This is a genomic window from Metabacillus hrfriensis (genome assembly GCF_030127205.1).
Lineage (GTDB): Bacteria > Bacillota > Bacilli > Bacillales > Bacillaceae > Bacillus_P > Bacillus_P dongyingensis.
On record NZ_CP126116.1, the window covers coordinates 2,225,966 to 2,246,293 of the forward strand.

The 20,328-nt window shown below is 39.9% G+C and carries 23 protein-coding genes; all 23 read left to right on the forward strand.

Annotated elements, in window-relative coordinates:
* Positions 1-15: 15 nt before the first annotated feature.
* On the forward strand, positions 16-378 hold the full coding sequence (locus QLQ22_RS11080; RefSeq protein WP_223442346.1) for a chemotaxis protein CheY: 363 nt from the start codon (positions 16-18) through the stop codon (positions 376-378).
* A gap of 20 nt (positions 379-398) precedes the next feature.
* Complete coding sequence (locus QLQ22_RS11085) at positions 399-1,055, forward strand: flagellar biosynthetic protein FliO (protein ID WP_284016798.1); 657 nt, start codon at positions 399-401, stop codon at positions 1,053-1,055.
* Positions 1,052-1,717: a flagellar type III secretion system pore protein FliP gene (gene fliP / locus QLQ22_RS11090; protein WP_223442349.1), complete on the forward strand. Its 666-nt coding sequence runs from the start codon at positions 1,052-1,054 to the stop codon at positions 1,715-1,717. The genes QLQ22_RS11085 and fliP overlap by 4 nt, the downstream gene beginning before the upstream one ends.
* A 16-nt stretch (positions 1,718-1,733) precedes the next feature.
* The gene (fliQ, locus tag QLQ22_RS11095) at positions 1,734-2,003 is read left to right on the forward strand and encodes a flagellar biosynthesis protein FliQ (RefSeq protein ID WP_284016625.1); all 270 of its coding nucleotides are present in this window, start codon (positions 1,734-1,736) and stop codon (positions 2,001-2,003) included.
* A 3-nt stretch (positions 2,004-2,006) separates the two neighbouring features.
* Positions 2,007-2,795 carry a flagellar biosynthetic protein FliR gene (fliR, locus tag QLQ22_RS11100; RefSeq protein ID WP_284016626.1) on the forward strand — a complete coding sequence of 263 codons (789 nt, stop codon included), beginning with the start codon at positions 2,007-2,009 and terminating at the stop codon, positions 2,793-2,795.
* Positions 2,782-3,864 (forward strand): flagellar biosynthesis protein FlhB, encoded by a 1,083-nt coding sequence (flhB, locus tag QLQ22_RS11105; protein ID WP_223442357.1) that lies wholly within the window; start codon positions 2,782-2,784, stop codon positions 3,862-3,864. Before fliR ends, flhB begins: the two co-directional genes overlap by 14 nt.
* Positions 3,865-3,906: 42 nt before the next feature.
* The gene (gene flhA / locus QLQ22_RS11110) at positions 3,907-5,940 is read left to right on the forward strand and encodes a flagellar biosynthesis protein FlhA (RefSeq protein WP_284016627.1); all 2,034 of its coding nucleotides are present in this window, start codon (positions 3,907-3,909) and stop codon (positions 5,938-5,940) included.
* Positions 5,937-7,031: a flagellar biosynthesis GTPase FlhF gene (gene flhF, locus QLQ22_RS11115; RefSeq protein WP_223442362.1), complete on the forward strand. Its 1,095-nt coding sequence runs from the start codon at positions 5,937-5,939 to the stop codon at positions 7,029-7,031. Before flhA ends, flhF begins: the two co-directional genes overlap by 4 nt.
* Before the next feature lie 5 nt (positions 7,032-7,036).
* Positions 7,037-7,906, forward strand: a complete 870-nt coding sequence (locus QLQ22_RS11120) for a MinD/ParA family protein (RefSeq protein ID WP_284016628.1) — start codon at positions 7,037-7,039, stop codon at positions 7,904-7,906.
* Positions 7,907-8,959: a protein-glutamate methylesterase/protein-glutamine glutaminase gene (locus QLQ22_RS11125; RefSeq protein ID WP_284016629.1), complete on the forward strand. Its 1,053-nt coding sequence runs from the start codon at positions 7,907-7,909 to the stop codon at positions 8,957-8,959. It abuts the gene before it with no gap.
* Positions 8,960-8,975: 16 nt separating this feature from the next.
* Positions 8,976-10,976 (forward strand): chemotaxis protein CheA, encoded by a 2,001-nt coding sequence (locus tag QLQ22_RS11130; protein WP_284016630.1) that lies wholly within the window; start codon positions 8,976-8,978, stop codon positions 10,974-10,976.
* 27 nt (positions 10,977-11,003) lie between these two features.
* Complete coding sequence (locus QLQ22_RS11135) at positions 11,004-11,465, forward strand: chemotaxis protein CheW (RefSeq protein WP_284016631.1); 462 nt, start codon at positions 11,004-11,006, stop codon at positions 11,463-11,465.
* Between the two features lie 11 nt (positions 11,466-11,476).
* Complete coding sequence (locus QLQ22_RS11140; RefSeq protein ID WP_223442375.1) at positions 11,477-12,106, forward strand: chemotaxis protein CheC; 630 nt, start codon at positions 11,477-11,479, stop codon at positions 12,104-12,106.
* Between the two features lie 3 nt (positions 12,107-12,109).
* Positions 12,110-12,607, forward strand: coding sequence for a chemotaxis protein CheD (locus tag QLQ22_RS11145; RefSeq protein ID WP_252208622.1), 498 nt, complete (start codon positions 12,110-12,112; stop codon positions 12,605-12,607).
* 47 nt (positions 12,608-12,654) lie between these two features.
* Positions 12,655-13,422 carry a FliA/WhiG family RNA polymerase sigma factor gene (locus tag QLQ22_RS11150; RefSeq protein ID WP_223443333.1) on the forward strand — a complete coding sequence of 256 codons (768 nt, stop codon included), beginning with the start codon at positions 12,655-12,657 and terminating at the stop codon, positions 13,420-13,422.
* 43 nt (positions 13,423-13,465) lie between these two features.
* Complete coding sequence (locus QLQ22_RS11155) at positions 13,466-13,939, forward strand: DUF6115 domain-containing protein (protein WP_284016632.1); 474 nt, start codon at positions 13,466-13,468, stop codon at positions 13,937-13,939.
* Between the two features lie 152 nt (positions 13,940-14,091).
* Positions 14,092-14,790, forward strand: a complete 699-nt coding sequence (gene rpsB / locus QLQ22_RS11160) for a 30S ribosomal protein S2 (protein ID WP_223442384.1) — start codon at positions 14,092-14,094, stop codon at positions 14,788-14,790.
* 173 nt (positions 14,791-14,963) lie between these two features.
* Positions 14,964-15,845, forward strand: coding sequence for a translation elongation factor Ts (gene tsf / locus QLQ22_RS11165; RefSeq protein ID WP_223442389.1), 882 nt, complete (start codon positions 14,964-14,966; stop codon positions 15,843-15,845).
* A 149-nt stretch (positions 15,846-15,994) separates the two neighbouring features.
* The gene (gene pyrH / locus QLQ22_RS11170; RefSeq protein ID WP_223442392.1) at positions 15,995-16,717 is read left to right on the forward strand and encodes a UMP kinase; all 723 of its coding nucleotides are present in this window, start codon (positions 15,995-15,997) and stop codon (positions 16,715-16,717) included.
* A 2-nt stretch (positions 16,718-16,719) separates the two neighbouring features.
* Positions 16,720-17,277: a ribosome recycling factor gene (frr, locus tag QLQ22_RS11175; protein ID WP_223442395.1), complete on the forward strand. Its 558-nt coding sequence runs from the start codon at positions 16,720-16,722 to the stop codon at positions 17,275-17,277.
* 124 nt (positions 17,278-17,401) lie between these two features.
* On the forward strand, positions 17,402-18,175 hold the full coding sequence (locus QLQ22_RS11180; RefSeq protein WP_223442398.1) for an undecaprenyl pyrophosphate synthase: 774 nt from the start codon (positions 17,402-17,404) through the stop codon (positions 18,173-18,175).
* Between the two features lie 14 nt (positions 18,176-18,189).
* Positions 18,190-18,984, forward strand: coding sequence for a phosphatidate cytidylyltransferase (locus tag QLQ22_RS11185; RefSeq protein ID WP_284016633.1), 795 nt, complete (start codon positions 18,190-18,192; stop codon positions 18,982-18,984).
* A 184-nt stretch (positions 18,985-19,168) separates the two neighbouring features.
* Positions 19,169-20,314: a 1-deoxy-D-xylulose-5-phosphate reductoisomerase gene (dxr, locus tag QLQ22_RS11190; RefSeq protein ID WP_252208624.1), complete on the forward strand. Its 1,146-nt coding sequence runs from the start codon at positions 19,169-19,171 to the stop codon at positions 20,312-20,314.
* The last annotated feature ends 14 nt before the right edge of the window (positions 20,315-20,328 follow it).

Sequence of the window (20,328 nt, forward strand, 5' to 3'; positions counted from 1 at the left end):
ATGGGAGTGACTGAAATGGCACATAAAATAATGATCGTGGACGATGCGGCATTTATGAGAATGATGATTAAAGATATCTTAACAAAGAATGGATTTGAAGTCGTAGCTGAAGCTGCTGACGGTGCACAGGCTGTTGAGAAATATAAAGAGCACTTTCCAGACTTAGTAACCATGGATATTACTATGCCTGAGATGGATGGTATAACAGCTCTCAAAGAAATTAAAAAAATGAACGCTCATGCAAAAGTCATCATGTGTTCTGCTATGGGGCAGCAGGCAATGGTAATCGATGCGATTCAAGCCGGCGCAAAAGACTTTATCGTGAAGCCTTTTCAGGCAGACAGAGTGCTTGAAGCCATTAATAAAACATTAAGCTAAAAGGAGTCTTTCCCTTGCAAGTGATAATCAAAATGATCGGAATAGCTATGATCCTTTTCGTCTTCCTTATCCCGCATGGCGAGTCAGTTGTTCATGCGGAGCAGGGGACTGAATCTGTAGCAGATTGGGTAGGATCAGATGAAAAATCGTCTGACAGCAAGAGTGAAAAAACCAGCCTGAAATCAGATGAAATCAATCAAGCTGCTGAAACGTCTGTTACAGCATGGGATTTCATTAAGATGATTCTGGCAACAGCATTTATACTATTTTTAATTTACATATTGATTAAATTAGTTAGTAAAAGGAACAAATTCACTTCTTCATCAAAATACATTGAAAATCTGGGCGGTACAAATGTTGGCCAGAATCGTTCCATCCAGTTAGTAAAAGTAGGAAAAAAAGTCCTTGTAGTAGGTGTTTCAGATTCTGTTCAGCTGTTAAAAGAGATTGAGGATGAAGAAGAATGCAGGGAGATAGTAGAGGAACATCAGCAGCGATTTGCTTCTGCGATTGACCCGAAGGATTGGCTGAAAAATGTATCAGGTCCGTTATCTAACTATATTAGTAACCGGAATGCAAGCGTGCAATCATTCTCCTTTAAAGAACAGCTAGATCAATTAAAAAAGGAAAGACGAAGCAGCTTAGAGGATTTAACTAGAAAGGATCACACAAAATGAATGAATTTGTGGAAATATTCAGCAATAGCGATGCCGAAAATGTAAGCACTTCTGTAAGATTGCTGCTGTTGCTGACAGTCCTTTCTCTCGCACCAAGCATTTTAATATTAATGACATGTTTTACCCGTATCATCATCGTTCTGTCTTTTGTCAGGACTTCGCTCGCAACTCAGCAGATGCCCCCGAATCAGGTGCTGATCGGCATTGCTCTGTTTTTGACATTTTTCATTATGGCCCCGACTTTTTCAGAAATTAATAAGCAGGCATTGACGCCTTTATTTAATGAAGAAATTGGACTTGAAGAGGCTTATGAAAAAGCAGCTCTCCCTTTAAAAGACTTTATGAGCAAGCATACAAGGCAAAAGGATTTAGCTCTGTTTCTTGAATATGCAAAGATGGAAAAACCGGAATCGGTCGAAGATATTCCCCTTACAGCGCTTGTTCCTGCCTTTGCAATCAGTGAAATAAAAACCGCTTTTCAAATTGGATTTATGATCTTCATCCCATTCTTAGTCATCGACATGGTTGTAGCAAGTATTTTGATGTCAATGGGAATGATGATGCTTCCGCCGGTGATGATCTCACTTCCATTTAAAATTTTGCTGTTTGTTCTTGTAGATGGATGGTATTTGGTCGTGAAATCACTTCTTCAAAGTTTTTAAGTAGGAGATTAAACATATGAGTTCAGAATTTGTCATTTCGATTGCTGAAAAAGCCATTTATACTACTTTTATCATCTGCGGTCCTCTTCTCGTGATCGCATTGGTCATTGGATTAGTTGTCAGTGTTTTTCAGGCGACAACTCAAATTCAGGAACAGACGCTTGCTTTCGTTCCTAAAATTGTGGGAGTGCTGATAGGTCTGGTTTTTTTCGGCCCGTGGATGCTGTCAACCATCATATCGTATGCACAGGATATTTTCGGCAATCTTAATAGATTTGTAGGTTAAGACATGAATGTAATTGAAAGTTTTCCGGCTTTTTTGCTTATATTCGCAAGAATGAGTGCATTTTTTGTAACACTTCCGTTATTTTCGTACCGCACGATTCCATCGTCACATAAAATCGGATTTTCTTTTTTTCTTTCTCTCATCGTATTTACTGCAGTAAATCCAGAACCATTGGAACTTGACGGTGCATTCATCCTCCTTGCAGTAAAAGAAGTGATGATCGGTCTTTTCATCGGTTTTTCTGCCTATCTGATGTTGGCTGCTGTGCAAATAGCAGGAAGTTTGATTGATTTTCAAATGGGTTTTGCCATTGCCAATATTATCGATCCGCAAACCGGGTCGCAAAGTCCGCTTATTGGTCAATTCCTGAATATTTTGGCCTTGCTGTTTATGCTGAGTGTAAACGCCCATCATCTCCTTCTTGACGGTGTTTTTTACAGTTTTCAATACATTCCGCTTGAAGGTGCTGTGTTTCCTTTCGGAGATGGAAATATCGCTAATATGATCACAAAATCGTTCAGTGCGATGTTTTTGATTGCCTTTCAAATGTCATTTCCTGTTGTAGCATCGTTGTTCCTGGTTGATCTCGCTCTTGGAATTGTTGCGCGCACTGTGCCTCAGCTGAACATTTTTGTAGTCGGACTTCCGCTGAAAATCGGTGTCAGCTTTATTATGCTCATATTGGTCATGGGAGCGATGTTTATGCTCACCCAGCATGTATTTGAAACAATGCTTTATACGATGAAGGATTTAATGGAAATAATCGGAGGAGCAGGAAATGGAATTTCTTAAACTTGATCTGCAATTCTTTTCAGGTGAAAAAACAGAAAAAGCTACACCGCGCAAGCGTGATGATGTCAGAAAAAAAGGACAAGTTGCAAAAAGTGCGGATGTAAATACGGCAATCAGCCTTCTGGCCATTTTTTTATCTCTTCTGTTTATCGGGCCATTTATGCTGCAGCGGATACTGGTTATGATGAATGCCTCTTTGCAAGAGACGATATTAATGAATTTGACAGAAAAAAATGTCCATGAGCTGATGGTGGAGATGGTGATTGAATCAGCCTATATAAGTGCACCGATTATGGGAGTGGCATTAGTTGCAGGAGTCGCAGGAAACTATATGCAAGTCGGCTTTTTATTCTCAACAGAAGCTATTCAGATGAAGCTTGAGAAAATTAATCCGATTCAAGGGTTCAAGCGCATTTATTCCATGAGAGCGATTGTTGAACTGCTTAAATCGATATTGAAAATATCTTTTGTGGGAGCTGTAACTTTTTCTGTCATCTGGTTTCAGATGGGGGAAATTTTATCCCTTTCAAAATTAACAGTAGAAAAAGCGTTTATATTCATTGCCAAGCTCACTTTTCAAATGGGATTGTTTGCATCTATAGCCTTGTTATTTCTCTCACTGCTTGATTATTTTTATCAAAAATTCGATTTTGAAAAGAACATCCGCATGTCAAAGCAGGATCTAAAAGATGAGTACAAAAAGTCAGAGGGAGATCCGTTAATTAAGTCGCGAATTAAACAAAGACAAAGAGAAATGGCTGCTAGACGCATGATGCAGGATGTCCCTAATGCAGATGTCGTCATTACAAACCCGACCCATTTTGCTATCGCCTTAAAATATGATGAAGATAAAATGGATGCACCGTTCGTTGTCGCTAAAGGAGTCGATTTTGTTGCTCAAAAAATCAAAGAGACGGCAAAAGCAAACGATGTGACAATGGTTGAAAATCGGCCTTTAGCTAGAGCGCTTTACGATCAAGTTGAAATCGGAAAAGCGGTGCCTGAAGAATTTTTTAAAGCTATTGCAGAAATACTGGCTTATGTCTACCAGCTTAAAAATAAGATTTAAAGTTTTATAGGATACAGGTTCTGTTTGAAAGAGAGGTAAACCATGCAAGCTCGAGATTTATCTGTTCTACTAAGTGTTATTTTGATTGTTGCAATGCTGATTATCCCATTTCCAACATGGCTTTTAAGCCTGCTGATTATGATAAATATCACTCTTGCCCTGCTCGTTCTTTTAACTTCAATGAATATGAGGGAGCCGCTTGATTTTGCTATTTTCCCCTCGTTATTGCTGCTCCTGACTCTCTTTCGTTTGGGGTTGAATGTTTCTACTACTCGTGCGATTCTCTCACATGGAGAAGCAGGCGGTGTTGTTGAAACGTTTGGAACGTTTGTAGTAGGCGGAAATGTATTAGTGGGATTTGTTGTCTTCCTTATCCTGATTATCATTCAGTTTGTTGTAATCACGAAGGGATCAGAAAGGGTATCTGAAGTTGCAGCAAGATTTACTCTTGATGCAATGCCGGGAAAACAAATGAGCATTGATGCAGATTTAAATGCAGGTGTCATCTCTGAGCAGCAGGCACGCACCCGCCGTGAGAAAGTATCCAGGGAAGCAGATTTCTACGGAGCCATGGACGGAGCGAGCAAGTTTGTAAAAGGAGATGCGATTGCAGGAATTATCATCGTTATTATAAACATGATTTTTGGCATTATTATTGGAATGATGCAGCTTGGCATGGGCTTTGGGGATGCAGCGGCTCATTTTACGATGCTTACAGTCGGTGACGGTATTGTCAGTCAAATACCTGCCCTGCTTATTTCAACTGCAACCGGCATAGTGGTAACAAGAGCTGCTTCGGACGGCAATTTAGGAACAGACATTTCCAGTCAATTGTTTGCTTATCCGAAAATGATGTATGTCGCAGCAGCAACAATTCTTCTGCTCGGTATTTTTACTCCTATTGGTCTATTTGTTACAGTACCGATTGCTTCAGCATTTGGTTTTGGGGGATATTTCATTTCTAAATCAAAACATGATCAGCTGAAATTAGAAGAAGAAGTTGAAGAGGAAGTTGAGATTGATGAAATGAAAACACCTGAGAGCGTCGTCCAGCTGCTTAATGTGGATCCAATAGAATTTGAATTTGGATACGGCCTGATTCCGCTTGCTGATACGAACCAGGGCGGTGATCTGCTTGATCGGATTGTGATGATCAGGAGACAGCTTGCCATTGAACTCGGACTTGTCATTCCGGTCGTAAGAATACGCGACAACATTCAGCTCAAGCCCAACGAATACAGGCTTAAGCTGAAAGGAAATGAAGTAGCTAAAGGCGAGGTTCTTCTAGATCACTATTTGGCAATGGCCCCTGGAATTGAAGATGATTCCATAGAGGGGATTGATACGATCGAGCCTTCATTTAGGCTTCCTGCAAAATGGATCAATGAAGAAAACAAGGATGCAGCTGAAATGTTCGGCTACACAGTCGTTGATCCTCCGTCAGTTGTTTCTACCCATATTACGGAAACAATCAAACAATATGCTCACGAACTGCTTGGCAGGCAGGAGACAAAACAGCTGATTGACCATTTGAAAGACTCATATCCGATTTTGGCAGAAGAGGTTACGCCATCTCCGCTTTCAATCGGCGATATTCAAAAAGTGCTTGCAAAGCTATTAAAAGAAAAGGTGTCAATCCGAAATTTGCCGGTGATTTTTGAATCTTTAGCGGATTACGGAAAAATGACATCCGATACAGAGTTATTAGGTGAATACGTTAGGCAGGCACTTGCTAAACAAATAACAAGCCAGTATTCATCAGGTGAAACATTAAAAGTAGTGACTCTTTCTGGAAGAGTTGAAAAAGCTGTTGCAGAAGGAGTGCAGCAAACAGAGCATGGAAATTACCTGTCTATAGAACCGGATATCTCTCAAGCTATTATTGAATCAATTGCTAAAGAAATCGAACAATTAGCCCTGCAGGAGCAGTCACCGATTCTTCTTTGCTCGCCCGCAGTAAGAATGTATGTCAGACAGTTAATAGACCGCTATTTCCCGCAGCTGCCGGTGCTCTCCTATAACGAGCTTGAGGCCAATGTGGAAGTTCAAAGTGTCGGGGTGGTGAATATCGCATGAAGGTAAAGAAATATATAGCTCCAAATATGCAGGAAGCAATGAAAAAAATAAAAAACGAGCTCGGTCATGATGCTGTGATATTAAACTCAAAAGTGGTTCATACCGGCGGAGTCTTCGGTCTATTTATGAAAAAAAAGATAGAAGTGATTGCCGGACGAGATCCGGATCCGCTGATCAGAAGAAGTCAGTTGAAACCTGAATTGGTAAAAGCAGGTCCAGAGGCAGCAAATGATATAAATCATGAGCAATCTCTGATATCAGAAGTTCTTGAGCTGAAAAAACTCGTGAAATCTTTAAGCATAAATGAACAGCAAAAGGGACTTCCGCCTCATTTGATAAAGCTGAATCAAATTCTTCAAGATAAAGATATAGGTTTAGCCAGCAGGTCTGTCATACTCTCAGATTTGCCAAATGACGTGTCTGAGCAATCTCCTCCTGAATTCCATTCAGAAGTGGTCAAGGTGATGGAGAAGAAGATGAGGCATTTAGCTTTCGGAGGGATTTCCTACAAAAAGAAATACATTAATGTTGTCGGGCCAACAGGGGTCGGCAAAACAACTACACTTGCCAAGCTTGCAGCGGAAAGCATGCTGAAAAATCATAAAAAAATTGCGTTCATCACAACGGATACATACAGGATTGCTGCAATCGAACAAATTAAAACGTACGCCAAAATATTAAATGCACCGCTTGAAGTCTGTTATTCCATTGAAGATTTTCAGAGAGCAAAAGAAAAATTCGAGGATATTGATATGGTTTTTATTGATACGGCCGGCAGGAATTTCAGGAACAGGCAGCTTGTAAATGATTTAGAAAAACTGATTGATTTCACGGATGAAGTGGAAACATTTTTGGTCCTGTCTGTTACATCCAAACTAAATGACATGCTTGAAATACATGATAATTTCTCATCCATTCATATCGATAAAGTCATTTTTACAAAGCTTGATGAAACAAATACAAGAGGATCCATGTATGATTTTATCCTTTCTGCTGAAAAAGGTGTTGCCTATATGACGAACGGACAGAACGTTCCAGATGATATCCTGATTGCTACCGAAAAACTGACAGTTGAAGAGATTATGAGGTAAGGAAGATGGATCAGGCAGAGCAGTTAAGACTGCACTTACAGAAAATGAATAAACCTTATGCAAAATCCATTGCTGTCATAAGCGGAAAAGGCGGAGTCGGCAAATCGAATTTTTCAGTCAATTTTGCTGTCAGGTTAGTGAAAAATGAAAAACGTGTGCTTGTGCTTGATTTAGATATTGGATATGGAAATATAGACATCCTCATTGGCCAATCAAGCGATGCATCTATCTTAGATTTTTTTAATCAAAAAAAAGAGCTGGATGAAATGATTCATTCAGGCCCTGGCGGATTTGATTTTATTTCTGGGGGTACCGGATTATCATATTTGTTCAAAATGGAGAAACGTCAGTTTGATTTTTTCTTCTCTAAACTCGAAGCTTTGTTTAATAAATATGATTACATCATTTTTGATATGGGGGCGGGTATGACAGCTGAAAGCCTGAGGTTTATTTTATCAGCAGATGAACTGATGGTGGTTACAACACCTGAGCCAACCTCCATAACGGATGCCTATTCCGCTATTAAACAAATAAGTTTGCATGATAAAAGCATCCCCATTTCAATTGTTGTGAACCGTTCTGATCATGCAAAAGCTGCACGTGAGACCTCAGTGAAAATGCAGGCTGCAATTGAAAAGTTTCTTGCTATGAAAGCGTCATATGCAGGATGGATGCCGGATGACCGATTTGTTTCACAAGCTGTAATCAGACAGATGCCATTTACTTTATTATTTCCAAAAAGCGCCGCCAGCAGGGCACTGCATGAGATTGCTGACAATTACCTGGACAAAGGCAATAAGGATTTGAATTTCCATGTAAAAACTGTTTCATTTCTATCTAAAATGTCGCAATTGTTCAAAGGAGGCGGTTGTTGAATGAGCAGGATTACTGTTCTGGTGGTAGACGACTCTGCCTTTATGAGAAAGCTGATCACCGATTTTCTTGAAGAAAGCGGCTTTATAGAAGTAGTGGCCACAGCGCGCAATGGTCATGATGCCCTGTCAAAAATCAGTCAATTGAATCCTGATATCATTACGCTGGATATCGAAATGCCAGGGTTAAATGGTCTACAGACGCTGAGAAGGATTATGGAGGAATTTCCAAGACCTGTGATTATGCTGTCGAGCACTGCCCAAGAAGGGGCAGAACATACCATTCAATCCCTGCAGCTTGGCGCAATTGATTTTATCGCAAAACCTTCGGGAGCCATCTCACTTGATCTCCATAAGGTAAGACAGGAATTACTCCAAAAAGTGCAGATGGCAAGTCATTCGCGTGTTAGAAAAATAAATAAAGCGAATATTGAACCCATTAAACAAGAGAAGAAGTCTATCACGCAATCGAAAAGATACGGGCAGCATATCGTTTGCATTGGAACTTCAACAGGCGGTCCAAGAGCTCTTCAGCAGGTTTTGCCCAGGCTGCCTGAAGATCTGGAAGCTCCGGTCTTTATCGTACAGCATATGCCTGAAGGATTTACAACTTCTTTGGCTGCAAGACTTCATTCTCTTTCAGCCGTCAATGTGAAAGAAGCGGAAGACGGTGAATTGGCTTTAAATGGAACAGCTTATATTGCTCCCGGGGGATTTCATATGAAAATTGAAAAGGCTCAAAACGGGCTGATGATCAAATTGAATAAAGAGTATCCCCGAAACGGCCACAGACCTTCAGTTGACACGATGTTTGAATCAATAAGCAAGCTTGAAAATATTCATAAAGTTGCTGTCATGATGACAGGCATGGGAGCAGATGGAACAGAAGGATTAAAGAAATTAAAGCAGTCAGGAGATCTGCACGCCATCTCAGAATCAGAAAAAACGTCGATCGTTTTTGGAATGCCGAAGACGGCCTATCAGACAAAAGCAATCGATGCAGTTGAAGATGTACAGGATATTGCAGCTTCTATTTTGAAATTTATTCGAGGCTAAGGGGAGTAAAACCTAAATGGATATGAATCAATACTTAGAGGTCTTTATAGAAGAGAGTAAAGAACACTTGCAGTCTTGTAATGAAAAGCTGCTTGAACTGGAGAAAAATCCTGCTGATTTATTCATCGTTAATGAAATTTTCCGTTCAGCTCACACATTAAAAGGGATGAGTGCAACGATGGGCTATGCTGATTTAGCTAATCTGACTCACCAAATGGAAAACGTGCTTGATTCCATCCGTCAAGAAAAACTGAAAGTAACGGATGCCTTGCTTGATGTCGTATTTCAGTCTGTTGACGACCTAGAAGTAATGGTTCTGTCCATTGCTGAAGGAGGAAGCGGGAAAAAAGATGTTGACAATATTATTGAGCAGCTGAAAAAGATTGAAGCGGGAGAACCTTCAGGAATGGAACATAAAAGTGAAGGATCATCCCGCACAGCTATGCATGAATTTGATGATTTTGAACGAACTGTGCTGCAGCAGTCAAGAGAACAGGGTTTTCATACATACGAACTGACGATTCAATTAAGAGAAGATTGTCTCTTGAAGGCAGCGCGTGTTTTTATGGTTTTTGAAATAGCTGAAAAGCTTGGCGAAGTCATAAAATCCGTTCCTTCAGTCGATTTGCTGGAAGAAGAAAAATTTGATCACCAATTTCAGCTCGCTTTTGTAACTAAGGAGTCAGCAAATGAAATAGAAAGACAAATCATGAAGGTTTCTGAAATCCTATCTGTAGATGTTTCGCCTCTTTCAATAGATGAGAGATTGATAGAAAAAGAAACTGTTCAACATAATGAAAGTGCTGCTGATACTGAACTGATTGCTGCAAAAGATGAAGCAGCTGTTTCTAAAGGAGCCGTGCAGGCAAGCTCAAAAACAATCCGCGTTAATATTGACAGACTCGACAGCCTCATGAATCTTTTTGAAGAGCTTGTGATTGACAGAGGGAGACTGGAGCAAATCTCAAAGCAGCTGAAAAATAACGAGCTAAATGAAACAGTTGAACATATGTCACGTATATCAGGCGATCTTCAAACGATTATTCTAAACATGAGAATGGTCCCTGTTGAAACAGTTTTCAACCGGTTCCCCCGCATGATCAGACAGCTCGCCAAAGACTTAAATAAAAGAATCAATCTTGAGATTATTGGAGCTGAAACTGAGCTTGACCGGACAGTTATTGACGAAATCGGAGATCCGCTCGTTCATCTTTTAAGAAATGCCATTGATCATGGGGTTGAATCACCTGAAACACGGCTTAAGCATGGAAAGCGAGAAGAAGGAAATGTTGTCCTTAGAGCATATCACAGCGGGAATTATGTCTTCATTGAGATCGAAGATGACGGAAACGGCATCAGCAGAGAAAGAGTATTAAAAAAAGCAATTGACCGGGGAATTGTATCAGAAAAAATGGCAGGTGCACTTTCTGATAAGCAGGTATATGAATTGATTTTCTCTTCTGGGTTTTCTACGGCTGAAACAATATCAGATATATCCGGGAGAGGTGTAGGACTGGATGTGGTCAAAAATACAATTGAAGCTCTTGGAGGATCGATTTCAATTGAATCAGCTGAAGGAGCAGGTTCGTTATTTTCTATACAGCTTCCGCTTACGCTTTCAATCATATCTGTCATGCTTGTCAAGCTTGCGAATGAAACATTTGCTATTCCGATTTCTTCTATTATTGAAACGGCAGTGATCAGCAAAGATGAAGTCATGAGTGCGCATAATCAGAAAGTCATCGATTTCAGAGGAAGAATTGTTCCGCTGATTTCCCTATCAGAAATTTTTGAAGTGCCAGATGAAAAAGAAGGAGACTCACATCTTGCGATTGTCATTGTAAAAAAAGGGGATAAAACAGCAGCGCTTGTGGTGAACTCATTTATTGGCCAGCAGGAAATTGTTTTAAAGTCACTCGGTCATTATCTGAACTCTGTTTTTGCAGTATCGGGTGCTACGATTCTGGGCGATGGTCAAGTAGCTTTAATCATTGATTGCAATGCTCTTATCAAATAGTTCATACCAGGAATAGGGGATATAGAAATGACGGATACGATCAGAAAACAGATGAAAATGATTGTTTTTCAATTAAATCACGAAGAATACGGAATTTCAGTCGATAAAGTGCGCTCTATTGAAAAAATACAGGTCATTACACGTGTTCCCGGAACAAAGCCTTTTGTTAAAGGTGTTATCAATTTAAGAGGCATTGTCACGCCAGTCATTGATTTGCGCACGAGATTTGACATGCAGCAGAAGCCATTTTCAGATAGTTCGAGGATCATTGTTGCTGCTTTAGATCAATATGAGGTCGGATTGATTGTCGATGCTGCCAATGATGTCATTGATTTGGAAATGGATGAAATTGAACCTGCTCCTGAGGTTGTTGGTGCAGTAGAGGCCGATTATGTAGAGGGTGTTGCTAAAATTGACAGACGGCTGATTATCATTCTTGATTTAAATAAAGTATTGGCAGCAGACAATGCGCTTGCCCTTCAATTATAAGGTTTTTATGTATGAATGATTTCAATCAGCTTACAGCTCTGCATTTAGATATTTTAAAAGAAGCTGGCAATATTGGAGCCGGCCATTCGGCTACAGCCCTTTCCGCTCTTTTAAACAAAAGAATTGAAATGATGATTCCTGATGTCAGCCTGCTGTCATTTAATGAACTTACAGAACGGCTAGGCGGGCCGGAAATGGTTGTGGCAAGTCTTTATTTAAGAATTGAAGGCGATTTGCCAGGTTCCATGTATTTTATTTTATCGGTTGAACAGGCTGAAAGATTTATTCGGAATTTGACGCAGGATCAAGCATTTAAAATAGAAAATATTGAACAGGAAGAAATAGGGACATCTGCACTTAAAGAGCTTGGAAATATAGTGGCAGGATCATATTTGACTGCATTGTCAGACTTTACTGGCCTTAGTCTGTATCCGTCTGTTCCGGGTCTTTCAATTGATATGTTCGCAGCTGTCATTACACATGGGCTGATCGAGCTCTCCCATGTGAGTGATTATGCCATTGTTATTGATACAGCAATCGAAGAAAGCGGCGATGAGAGCAGAGAAGTGATTCAAGGTCATTTTTTTCTTTTGCCTGACCCGGGCTCTTTTGACAAGCTCTTCAGATCTATAGGGGTATAAAGTATGAGTCAAATAGTGGAGATTGTAAAAGTCGGAATAGCAGAAAAAGATGTAGTAGAGCCGCCAAAATGGATTCGAACCTCAGGCCTCGGTTCATGTGTGGGTCTTGTTCTTTATGATGAGTTCAGAAAAATAGCTGGATTGGTGCATGTTATGCTTCCTGATTCTGCCCTCGCCAAGTCAGGTATACAAAATCCTTCTAAGTATGCGGACACCGCCGTCAAAGAACTGATCAGACAAATGATTGCAAGCGGAGGCCGCCGCGGATTTTTAAAAGCAAAGCTTGCAGGAGGCGCGCAGATGTTTCAATTCCAGTCAGCAACCAGCTTGATGCGCATCGGCCCCAGAAATGTAGAAGCTATTCTCGAGCAGCTTCATCAAATGCATATTCCCGTTGTCAGCATGGATGTGGGGGGAAGCAGCGGGAGAACAATTGAATTTGATCCCTTCACCTGCATGATGCATATAAGAACTGTCAATCAAGGATCGAAAACGATTTAAAAAACACACCAGAAGGTAAAATCACAAATCAGAAGGGGAGAAAAATGATACAAGCAGCAAAGATCGAAGAACAAGAGTTTTGGGACAAATGGATTCATTTCCGTGACAATGATGCCTGTGATGCACTTATCAAAAGATACATGCCGCTTGTAAGCTATCATGTACAGCGCATCTCAGTTAGTCTGCCGAAATCAGTGAATAAAGATGATTTAAAAAGCATCGGAATGATAGGGTTATATGACGCTCTTGAAAAATTTGATTACAAAAGGGACTTGAAATTTGAAACATATGCGTCATTTCGGATAAGAGGCGCCATTTTGGACGGCCTCAGAAAAGAGGATTGGCTGCCGCGAAGCTCAAGAGAAAAAGCTAAAAAAGTTGATGCAAGTATAGAGCGTCTTGAACAAAAGTATTTGCGGAACGTACTGCCCGGCGAAGTTGCAAAGGACCTGGAAATGTCTGAGGATGAAGTGACGCACATTATGAACGAAGGATTCTTTGCAAATGTTCTTTCTATAGACGACCAAAATCACGAGCTTGATGAACAGGATCACCATTCGAAAATGGTCCTGAAAGATGAGAAATCTATATCACCCGAGGAAAAAGTGGTAAAAGATGAGCTGATTGAGCAATTGAGTGAAGTAATCGTCGGACTCTCTGAAAAAGAACAGCTTGTGGTCAGTTTATTTTATAAAGAAGAATTGACCCTTACAGAAATCGGACATGTGATGGAGCTTTCTACTTCGCGTATATCTCAAATTCATTCCAAAGCTTTATTTAAATTAAGAAATTTACTCGAAAAAATCATTCATTAATGGTAACACCCTACTTCTTGAAAAAAGTGAGTGGAATAATTTTATGACAGCCGTTCTATTGGTTTTCAGCATGATTCTTCATGCAGCAGGTTTTTATTTAATTGCCCTTTTATATATAAGATATCAATCAGTTAAAAAGTCAGAGGAAAAACAAGCGGCTATGCTTGAAGAAGCAGAGCTGTCGCTTGCAGCTTATTTAATTGACTTAAAAGAAGAGAACGAAAAACTAATAAACGAAATAAAGATGGCCAGACTGAAAGATATTAATATAGGTAGAAACACCTCTCACCTTAAAATAGCAGGGACAGAACCGGGAGATTCCGAATTTCCAGTTCCTGAGATAGATAATGAGGATCACCTGGAGCTTGCTGGCAGCAAGGAAACGGTTCATCCCCAAACTGATGAGGAAAAGGTTATTTCCCTATATCAAGAAGGGTATTCTTCTGAGGAAATAGCGAAAGAATTAAAAAAAGGAAAAACAGAAGTTGAGCTTTTGCTTAAATTCCGTCAAAACTAGTCGATTTTTGCTTGCTTCTGATCAGTCCTTATGATATATTAATTTTTGGTGTTAATACACACGCCATAGATTTGGGCATTGGTGCTGTTTTAAACAGTTTTGCCTAAAGATGATATGTGCGGAGGAGCAAAAACCAATTAGGAGGAAATATCATGTCAGTCATTTCAATGAAGCAATTACTTGAAGCAGGTGTTCACTTCGGTCATCAAACACGCCGCTGGAACCCTAAAATGAAACGTTACATCTTCACAGAGCGTAACGGCATTTACATCATCGACCTTCAAAAAACAGTTAAAAAGGTTGAAGAAGCTTACCAATTCACGAAAGAACTTGCTGCAAACGGCGGTACAATTCTTTTCGTTGGTACGAAAAAACAAGCTCAAGATTCTGTTAAGGAAGAAGCTGAGCGTTCAGGCATGTACTTTGTTAACCAACGCTGGTTAGGCGGAACGTTAACAAACTTTGAAACAATTCAAAAGCGCATCAAACGTCTGAAAGACATTGAAAGAATGCAAGAAGACGGCACTTTCGAAGTACTTCCTAAGAAAGAAGTTGTTCAGCTTAACAAAGAGCTTGAGCGTCTTGAAAAATTCTTAGGCGGAATCAAAGACATGAAAGGTCTTCCTGATGCATTGTTCATCATTGACCCTCGCAAAGAGCGTATTGCAGTTGCTGAAGCTCGTAAATTAAACATCCCGATCGTTGGTATTGTTGATACAAACTGTGATCCTGATGAAATTGATTACGTTATCCCTGCAAATGATGATGCAATCCGTGCAGTTAAGCTTTTAACTTCTAAAATTGCTGATGCAATTCTTGAAACAAAACAAGGTGAAGAAACAACTGCTTAATTAGGTAAAGCAAAGGTGATAAGAGGGGGATGCCTTTTATCACCTTTTTTAAAGAGGCTTTTTCCAAACGGGAAAAGCCGCCCTTTAAACATGCTAAAGTAAACTGCATTCATTCATGAATGAAAACAATACATAACGCCGAAAACGGCCACATAATAAGGAGGAAAACTCTCATGGCAATTACTGCTCAAATGGTAAAAGAACTACGCGAAAAAACTGGTGCAGGCATGATGGACTGCAAAAAAGCATTAACAGAAACAAACGGTGACATGGAAAAAGCAATCGACTTCCTACGTGAAAAAGGAATCGCTTCTGCATCTAAGAAAGCAGACCGCGTTGCTGCAGAAGGCTTAGCTCTTGTTAAGTCTGAAGGCAATGAAGCTGTTATCCTTGAAGTAAACTCAGAAACTGACTTCGTAGCAAAAAACGAAGGCTTCAAAGAACTTCTTGATGCACTTGCTTCTCACTTGCTTGCTAAAAAACCTGCAAACCTTGACGAAGCTATGACTCAAACAATGGACAACGGATCAACAGTAGCTGATTTCATTAATTCTGCAATCGCTAAAATCGGTGAAAAAATCACCCTTCGTCGTTTTGAAATTGTGACAAAAACAGACAGCGACGCATTTGGTGCTTACCTGCACATGGGCGGACGCATTGCTGTATTAACTGTTCTTGAAGGTACAACTGAAGAAGAAACTGCAAAAGATGTTGCTATGCATGTTGCTGCAGTTAACCCTAAATACATCGGACGCGACGCTGTAAGCGAAGAAGAAGTAACTCGCGAGCGCGAAGTATTATCTCAACAAGCTCTTAATGAAGGCAAGCCTGCTAACATCGTAGAGAAAATGGTTGAAGGCCGTCTTGGCAAATTCTTCGAAGATATTTGCCTTCTTGAGCAAAGCTTCGTTAAAAACCCTGATCTAAAAGTAAAACAATTCGTAGAATCTAAAGGCGCTTCAGTGAAGAGCTTTACTCGCTACGAAGTTGGCGAAGGCATTGAAAAACGCCAGGATAATTTCGCTGAAGAAGTTATGAACCAAGTCAAAAAATAATCAAGTCTGTTCCTCCGGCTAAAGCATGGCTTTAACCTGCGGCAGAAAATGAGTAAATGAAAGACAGGGAACACACATCTGTGTTCCCTCTTTTTAAAAAATCATTTACACGGTACTTAGATCTATTGGAAAAGACTTGGAGGTCATTTATGAGCACACCTAAATATAATCGAATTGTACTTAAACTAAGCGGTGAAGCTTTAGCTGGAAATGATAGCTTTGGCATAAAGCCTGCCGTTATTCAATCAATTGCTAAACAAGTAAAGGAAATTGCTGAACTGGATGTTGAAGTAGCTGTTGTTGTCGGCGGAGGAAACATTTGGCGCGGCAAGATCGGCAGTGAAATGGGCATGGACCGTGCAACAGCAGACTATATGGGAATGCTTGCAACTGTCATGAATTCACTTGCGCTGCAGGACAGTCTTGAAACATTCGGCATTCAGACCCGTGTTCAAACTTCAATTGAAATGCGTCAAGTAGCTGAACCCTACATAAGAAGAAAAGCAATCAGACATCTTGAGAAAAAACGGGTTGTCATCTTTGCTGCCGGTACAGGAAATCCGTATTTCTCAACTGACACAACAGCTGCATTGCGTGCTGCGGAAATTGAAGCAGATGTCATTTTAATGGCGAAAAACAACGTAGATGGAGTTTATACGGCTGATCCTAAAAAAGATTCAACGGCTGTTAAATATGAAACACTTTCCTATTTAGATGTTTTAAAAGAAGGTTTGGAAGTAATGGATTCAACTGCATCATCACTTTGTATGGATAATGATATTCCGCTTATTGTCTTCTCAGTTATGGAAGAAGGAAACATTAAACGTGCGGTATTAGGCGAAAATATCGGAACTATTGTAAGGGGGAAATAATAATGGCAAAACAAGTACTATCACAAGCGAAAGACAAAATGGAAAAAGCAGTATCTGCATTTAACAGAGAGCTTTCTACTGTTCGTGCAGGCCGTGCGAATGCATCATTGCTTGATAAAATCGTTGTAGATTATTACGGTGCTCCAACACCTGTAAACCAATTAGCCTCTATTAATATTCCTGAAGCAAGACTGCTTGTTATTCAGCCTTATGACAAAACAGTTCTGGGCGAAATCGAAAAAGCGATTTTAAAATCAGATCTTGGATTAAACCCGACAAATGACGGATCTTTAATTCGCCTTGCTATCCCTGCACTTACTGAGGAACGCCGCAAGGAGCTTGCAAAGCTAGTAAAAAAATATGCTGAAGAAGCTAAAGTAGCTGTCCGCAATGTTCGACGCGATGCAAATGACGACTTGAAAAAGCTTGAAAAAAATGGCGAAATCACGGAAGATGAACTGCGCAGCAACAATGACAATGTTCAAAAAGCAACAGATGATTTCATCAGCAAAATTGATGCAATTGCTAAAGACAAAGAAAAAGAAATCATGGAAGTTTAAGAAAAAACTCTGTACAATGGAATTGTGCTTAAAAGACCCTCTAATGTTTACAGGGGGTTTTTTTGTTAATACTGTTAACATTGTTGCAGTATTTGAGACCGCAGAATGGTGATGGAGGAATCACATGCTCAACATACTGAAAAAATGGAGAAATCCTAACCGCGAGCAAACGGAATTTTCAAAAGAAGAAATTCTGAAAAGGGAAATCCCGGAACATATTGCAATTATTATGGATGGTAATGGACGCTGGGCCAAAAAAAGAGCTCTTCCCAGAATTGCCGGACATCATGAAGGCATGAAGGTTGTAAGAAAAGTAACAAAACTTTCAAATGAACTCGGAGTGAAAGCCTTAACTTTATATGCTTTTTCTACTGAGAACTGGAAAAGGCCAAAAACAGAAGTAGATTATTTGATGAAACTGCCGGAAGAATTTTTGGGCACCTTTCTTCCTGAACTTATAGAAGAAAATGTTCAGGTGAGAATTATAGGAGAAGAGTCAAAAATTCCTGAACATACTCTTCGCGCTGTGCAAAAGGCAAAGGAAGATACTATAAATAATAATGGTCTTATCTTAAATTTCGCCCTGAACTATGGCAGCAGAGCGGAGATGATTCATGCTGTTAAAGGTATTGTGCAAGATGCAAAAAAGGGTGACATCAGCTCTGAAGACATTAATGAGGCATTATTTTCACAATATTTAATGACGAAAGACATGAGAGATCCGGATTTGCTCATTCGAACTAGCGGAGAAATCAGGCTGAGCAATTTCATGCTTTGGCAGCTCGCATATTCCGAATTTGTCTTTACAGACGTGCTTTGGCCAGATTTCAGCGAGGATCATTTACTTGCGGCAATTAAAGAATACCAGCATAGGGGTCGAAGATTTGGCGGCTTATAAATGAAGGTGACAGCGTGAAACAAAGAATTGTAACAGCAATTATTGCTTTGGCCGTTTTTTTGCCGGCCGTTATTTATGGTCGTGCCCCTTTTACTATTTTTATATACTTATTAGCTTCCATCGCCCTTTATGAACTGCTGAAGATGAAGCGGATTTCCATACACAGTATACCGGGGCTGCTCAGTTTATTATTGCTTTGGGTTCTATTAATCCCCAGTAACTACATAAACTTATTAGATGAATACAGTATAACTAAAATTGAGTTTGCGCTGCTTGGCGTTCTGTTTTTTTTATGCTATACCGTTGTGACAAAAAATAGATTTTCCTTCGATGATGTAGGATTCACTATAATAACAACGATGTATATCGGGATCGGATTTTTTTATTTTATTGAAATGAGAAACATCGGCCTTTATCCTATCGTTTATGCTCTATTGATTATATGGGCTACAGATTCGGGAGCTTATTTCATTGGTAAATCAGCAGGAAAAAAGAAGCTGTGGCCTGAAATAAGTCCTAACAAAACGATAGAGGGATCAATTGGAGGAATCTTCTGCGCCGTTATAATCGCGTGGATTTTTCAATATTTTACTGCCTTTGCAGACTCCTATTTAAGCATCACTCTAATCACTGTTTTGCTGTCTATTTTTGGACAAATAGGAGATTTGGCTGAATCAGCGTTAAAGCGCCATTATCAAGTGAAAGATTCAGGCCATATCCTTCCTGGGCACGGCGGAATATTGGATCGCTTTGACAGCATGATTTTTGTATTGCCGATCATGCATTTCTTGTTTTTGTTTTTTAGCTAAAAATTGGCTTTTGGTTTTTTGCAGTTATTCATTGAATCATAATGAACGCCATATTTGCCTGCATCGGGAAAAGAGCAGGATATGGACTTGAATATGTGAACCAATAAGAATACGTAAAACAATCTATTCTAAAACAGCCTTTACCTGAAGATGATGTCTGTGACAAACGAATGGGAGTGAAATGGTGAAGAAGATTAGCTTATTGGGTGCAACAGGCTCAATTGGTCAGCAAACCCTGGATGTAATTAGATCACATCCCGATCAATTTCAGCTTGTTGCCATGTCTTTTGGAAGTAATCTGGAGCTTGGAAGAAAGGCTATTACTGATTTTTCTCCCAGCCTGGTAGCTGTAAATGACATCCGTGCATATTCACAGCTGAAAGAAGAATTTCCTAACATAACATTTACATATGGTGCTGAAGGTCTGATAGAAACAGCTGTTATCTCAGAAGCTGAAATTGTAGTGAATGCAGTTGTCGGAAGCGTTGGTCTTTTGCCGACATTAAAGGCAATTGAAAGCAGGAAGACAATTGCCCTTGCAAATAAAGAGACACTGGTAACTGCAGGTCATCTTGTAACTGAACACGCCAAAAAATATGGTGTAGCTCTTCTGCCTGTTGACAGTGAACATTCTGCTATTTTTCAATGTTTACAGGGAGAAAATCCTAAATCACTGGAAAGACTGATTGTGACAGCCTCCGGCGGAAGCTTCCGCGACAGAAGTCGCGAAGAATTAGCAGATGTTACTATTAACGAGGCACTCAATCATCCGAATTGGTCCATGGGTGCTAAAATTACAATCGATTCTGCTACTATGATGAACAAAGGTCTTGAAGTCATTGAGGCCCACTGGCTCTTTGATCTTCCGTATGAGAAGATCGAGGTACTGCTTCATAAAGAAAGCATTATTCACTCTATGGCAGAGTTTCATGATCGCAGTGTTATTGCACAGCTTGGTTCACCGGATATGAGAGTTCCTATTCAATATGCATTATCCTATCCAGAAAGACTGCCTCTTTCTTCAACCAAGCAATTAAATCTGTGGGAAGTCGGCAAGCTTCATTTTGAAAAAGCGGACTTTGAGAGATACCGCTGCTTACAATTCGCCTACGATTCAGGTAAAATAGGTGGTACAATGCCAACTGTGCTGAATGCCGCAAACGAAGAAGCAGTCGGAGCATTTTTAAAAGGACAAATTGCCTTTCTTCAAATTGAAGATCTTATCGAAAAAGCTTTGGCAAAACATAGTGTGATATCAAACCCGGATTTGCATATCATTCAAGAAGTGGACAAAGAGACCAGACAATTTGTTCAAACATTATATTCATAAAGGTGGTCATGAAA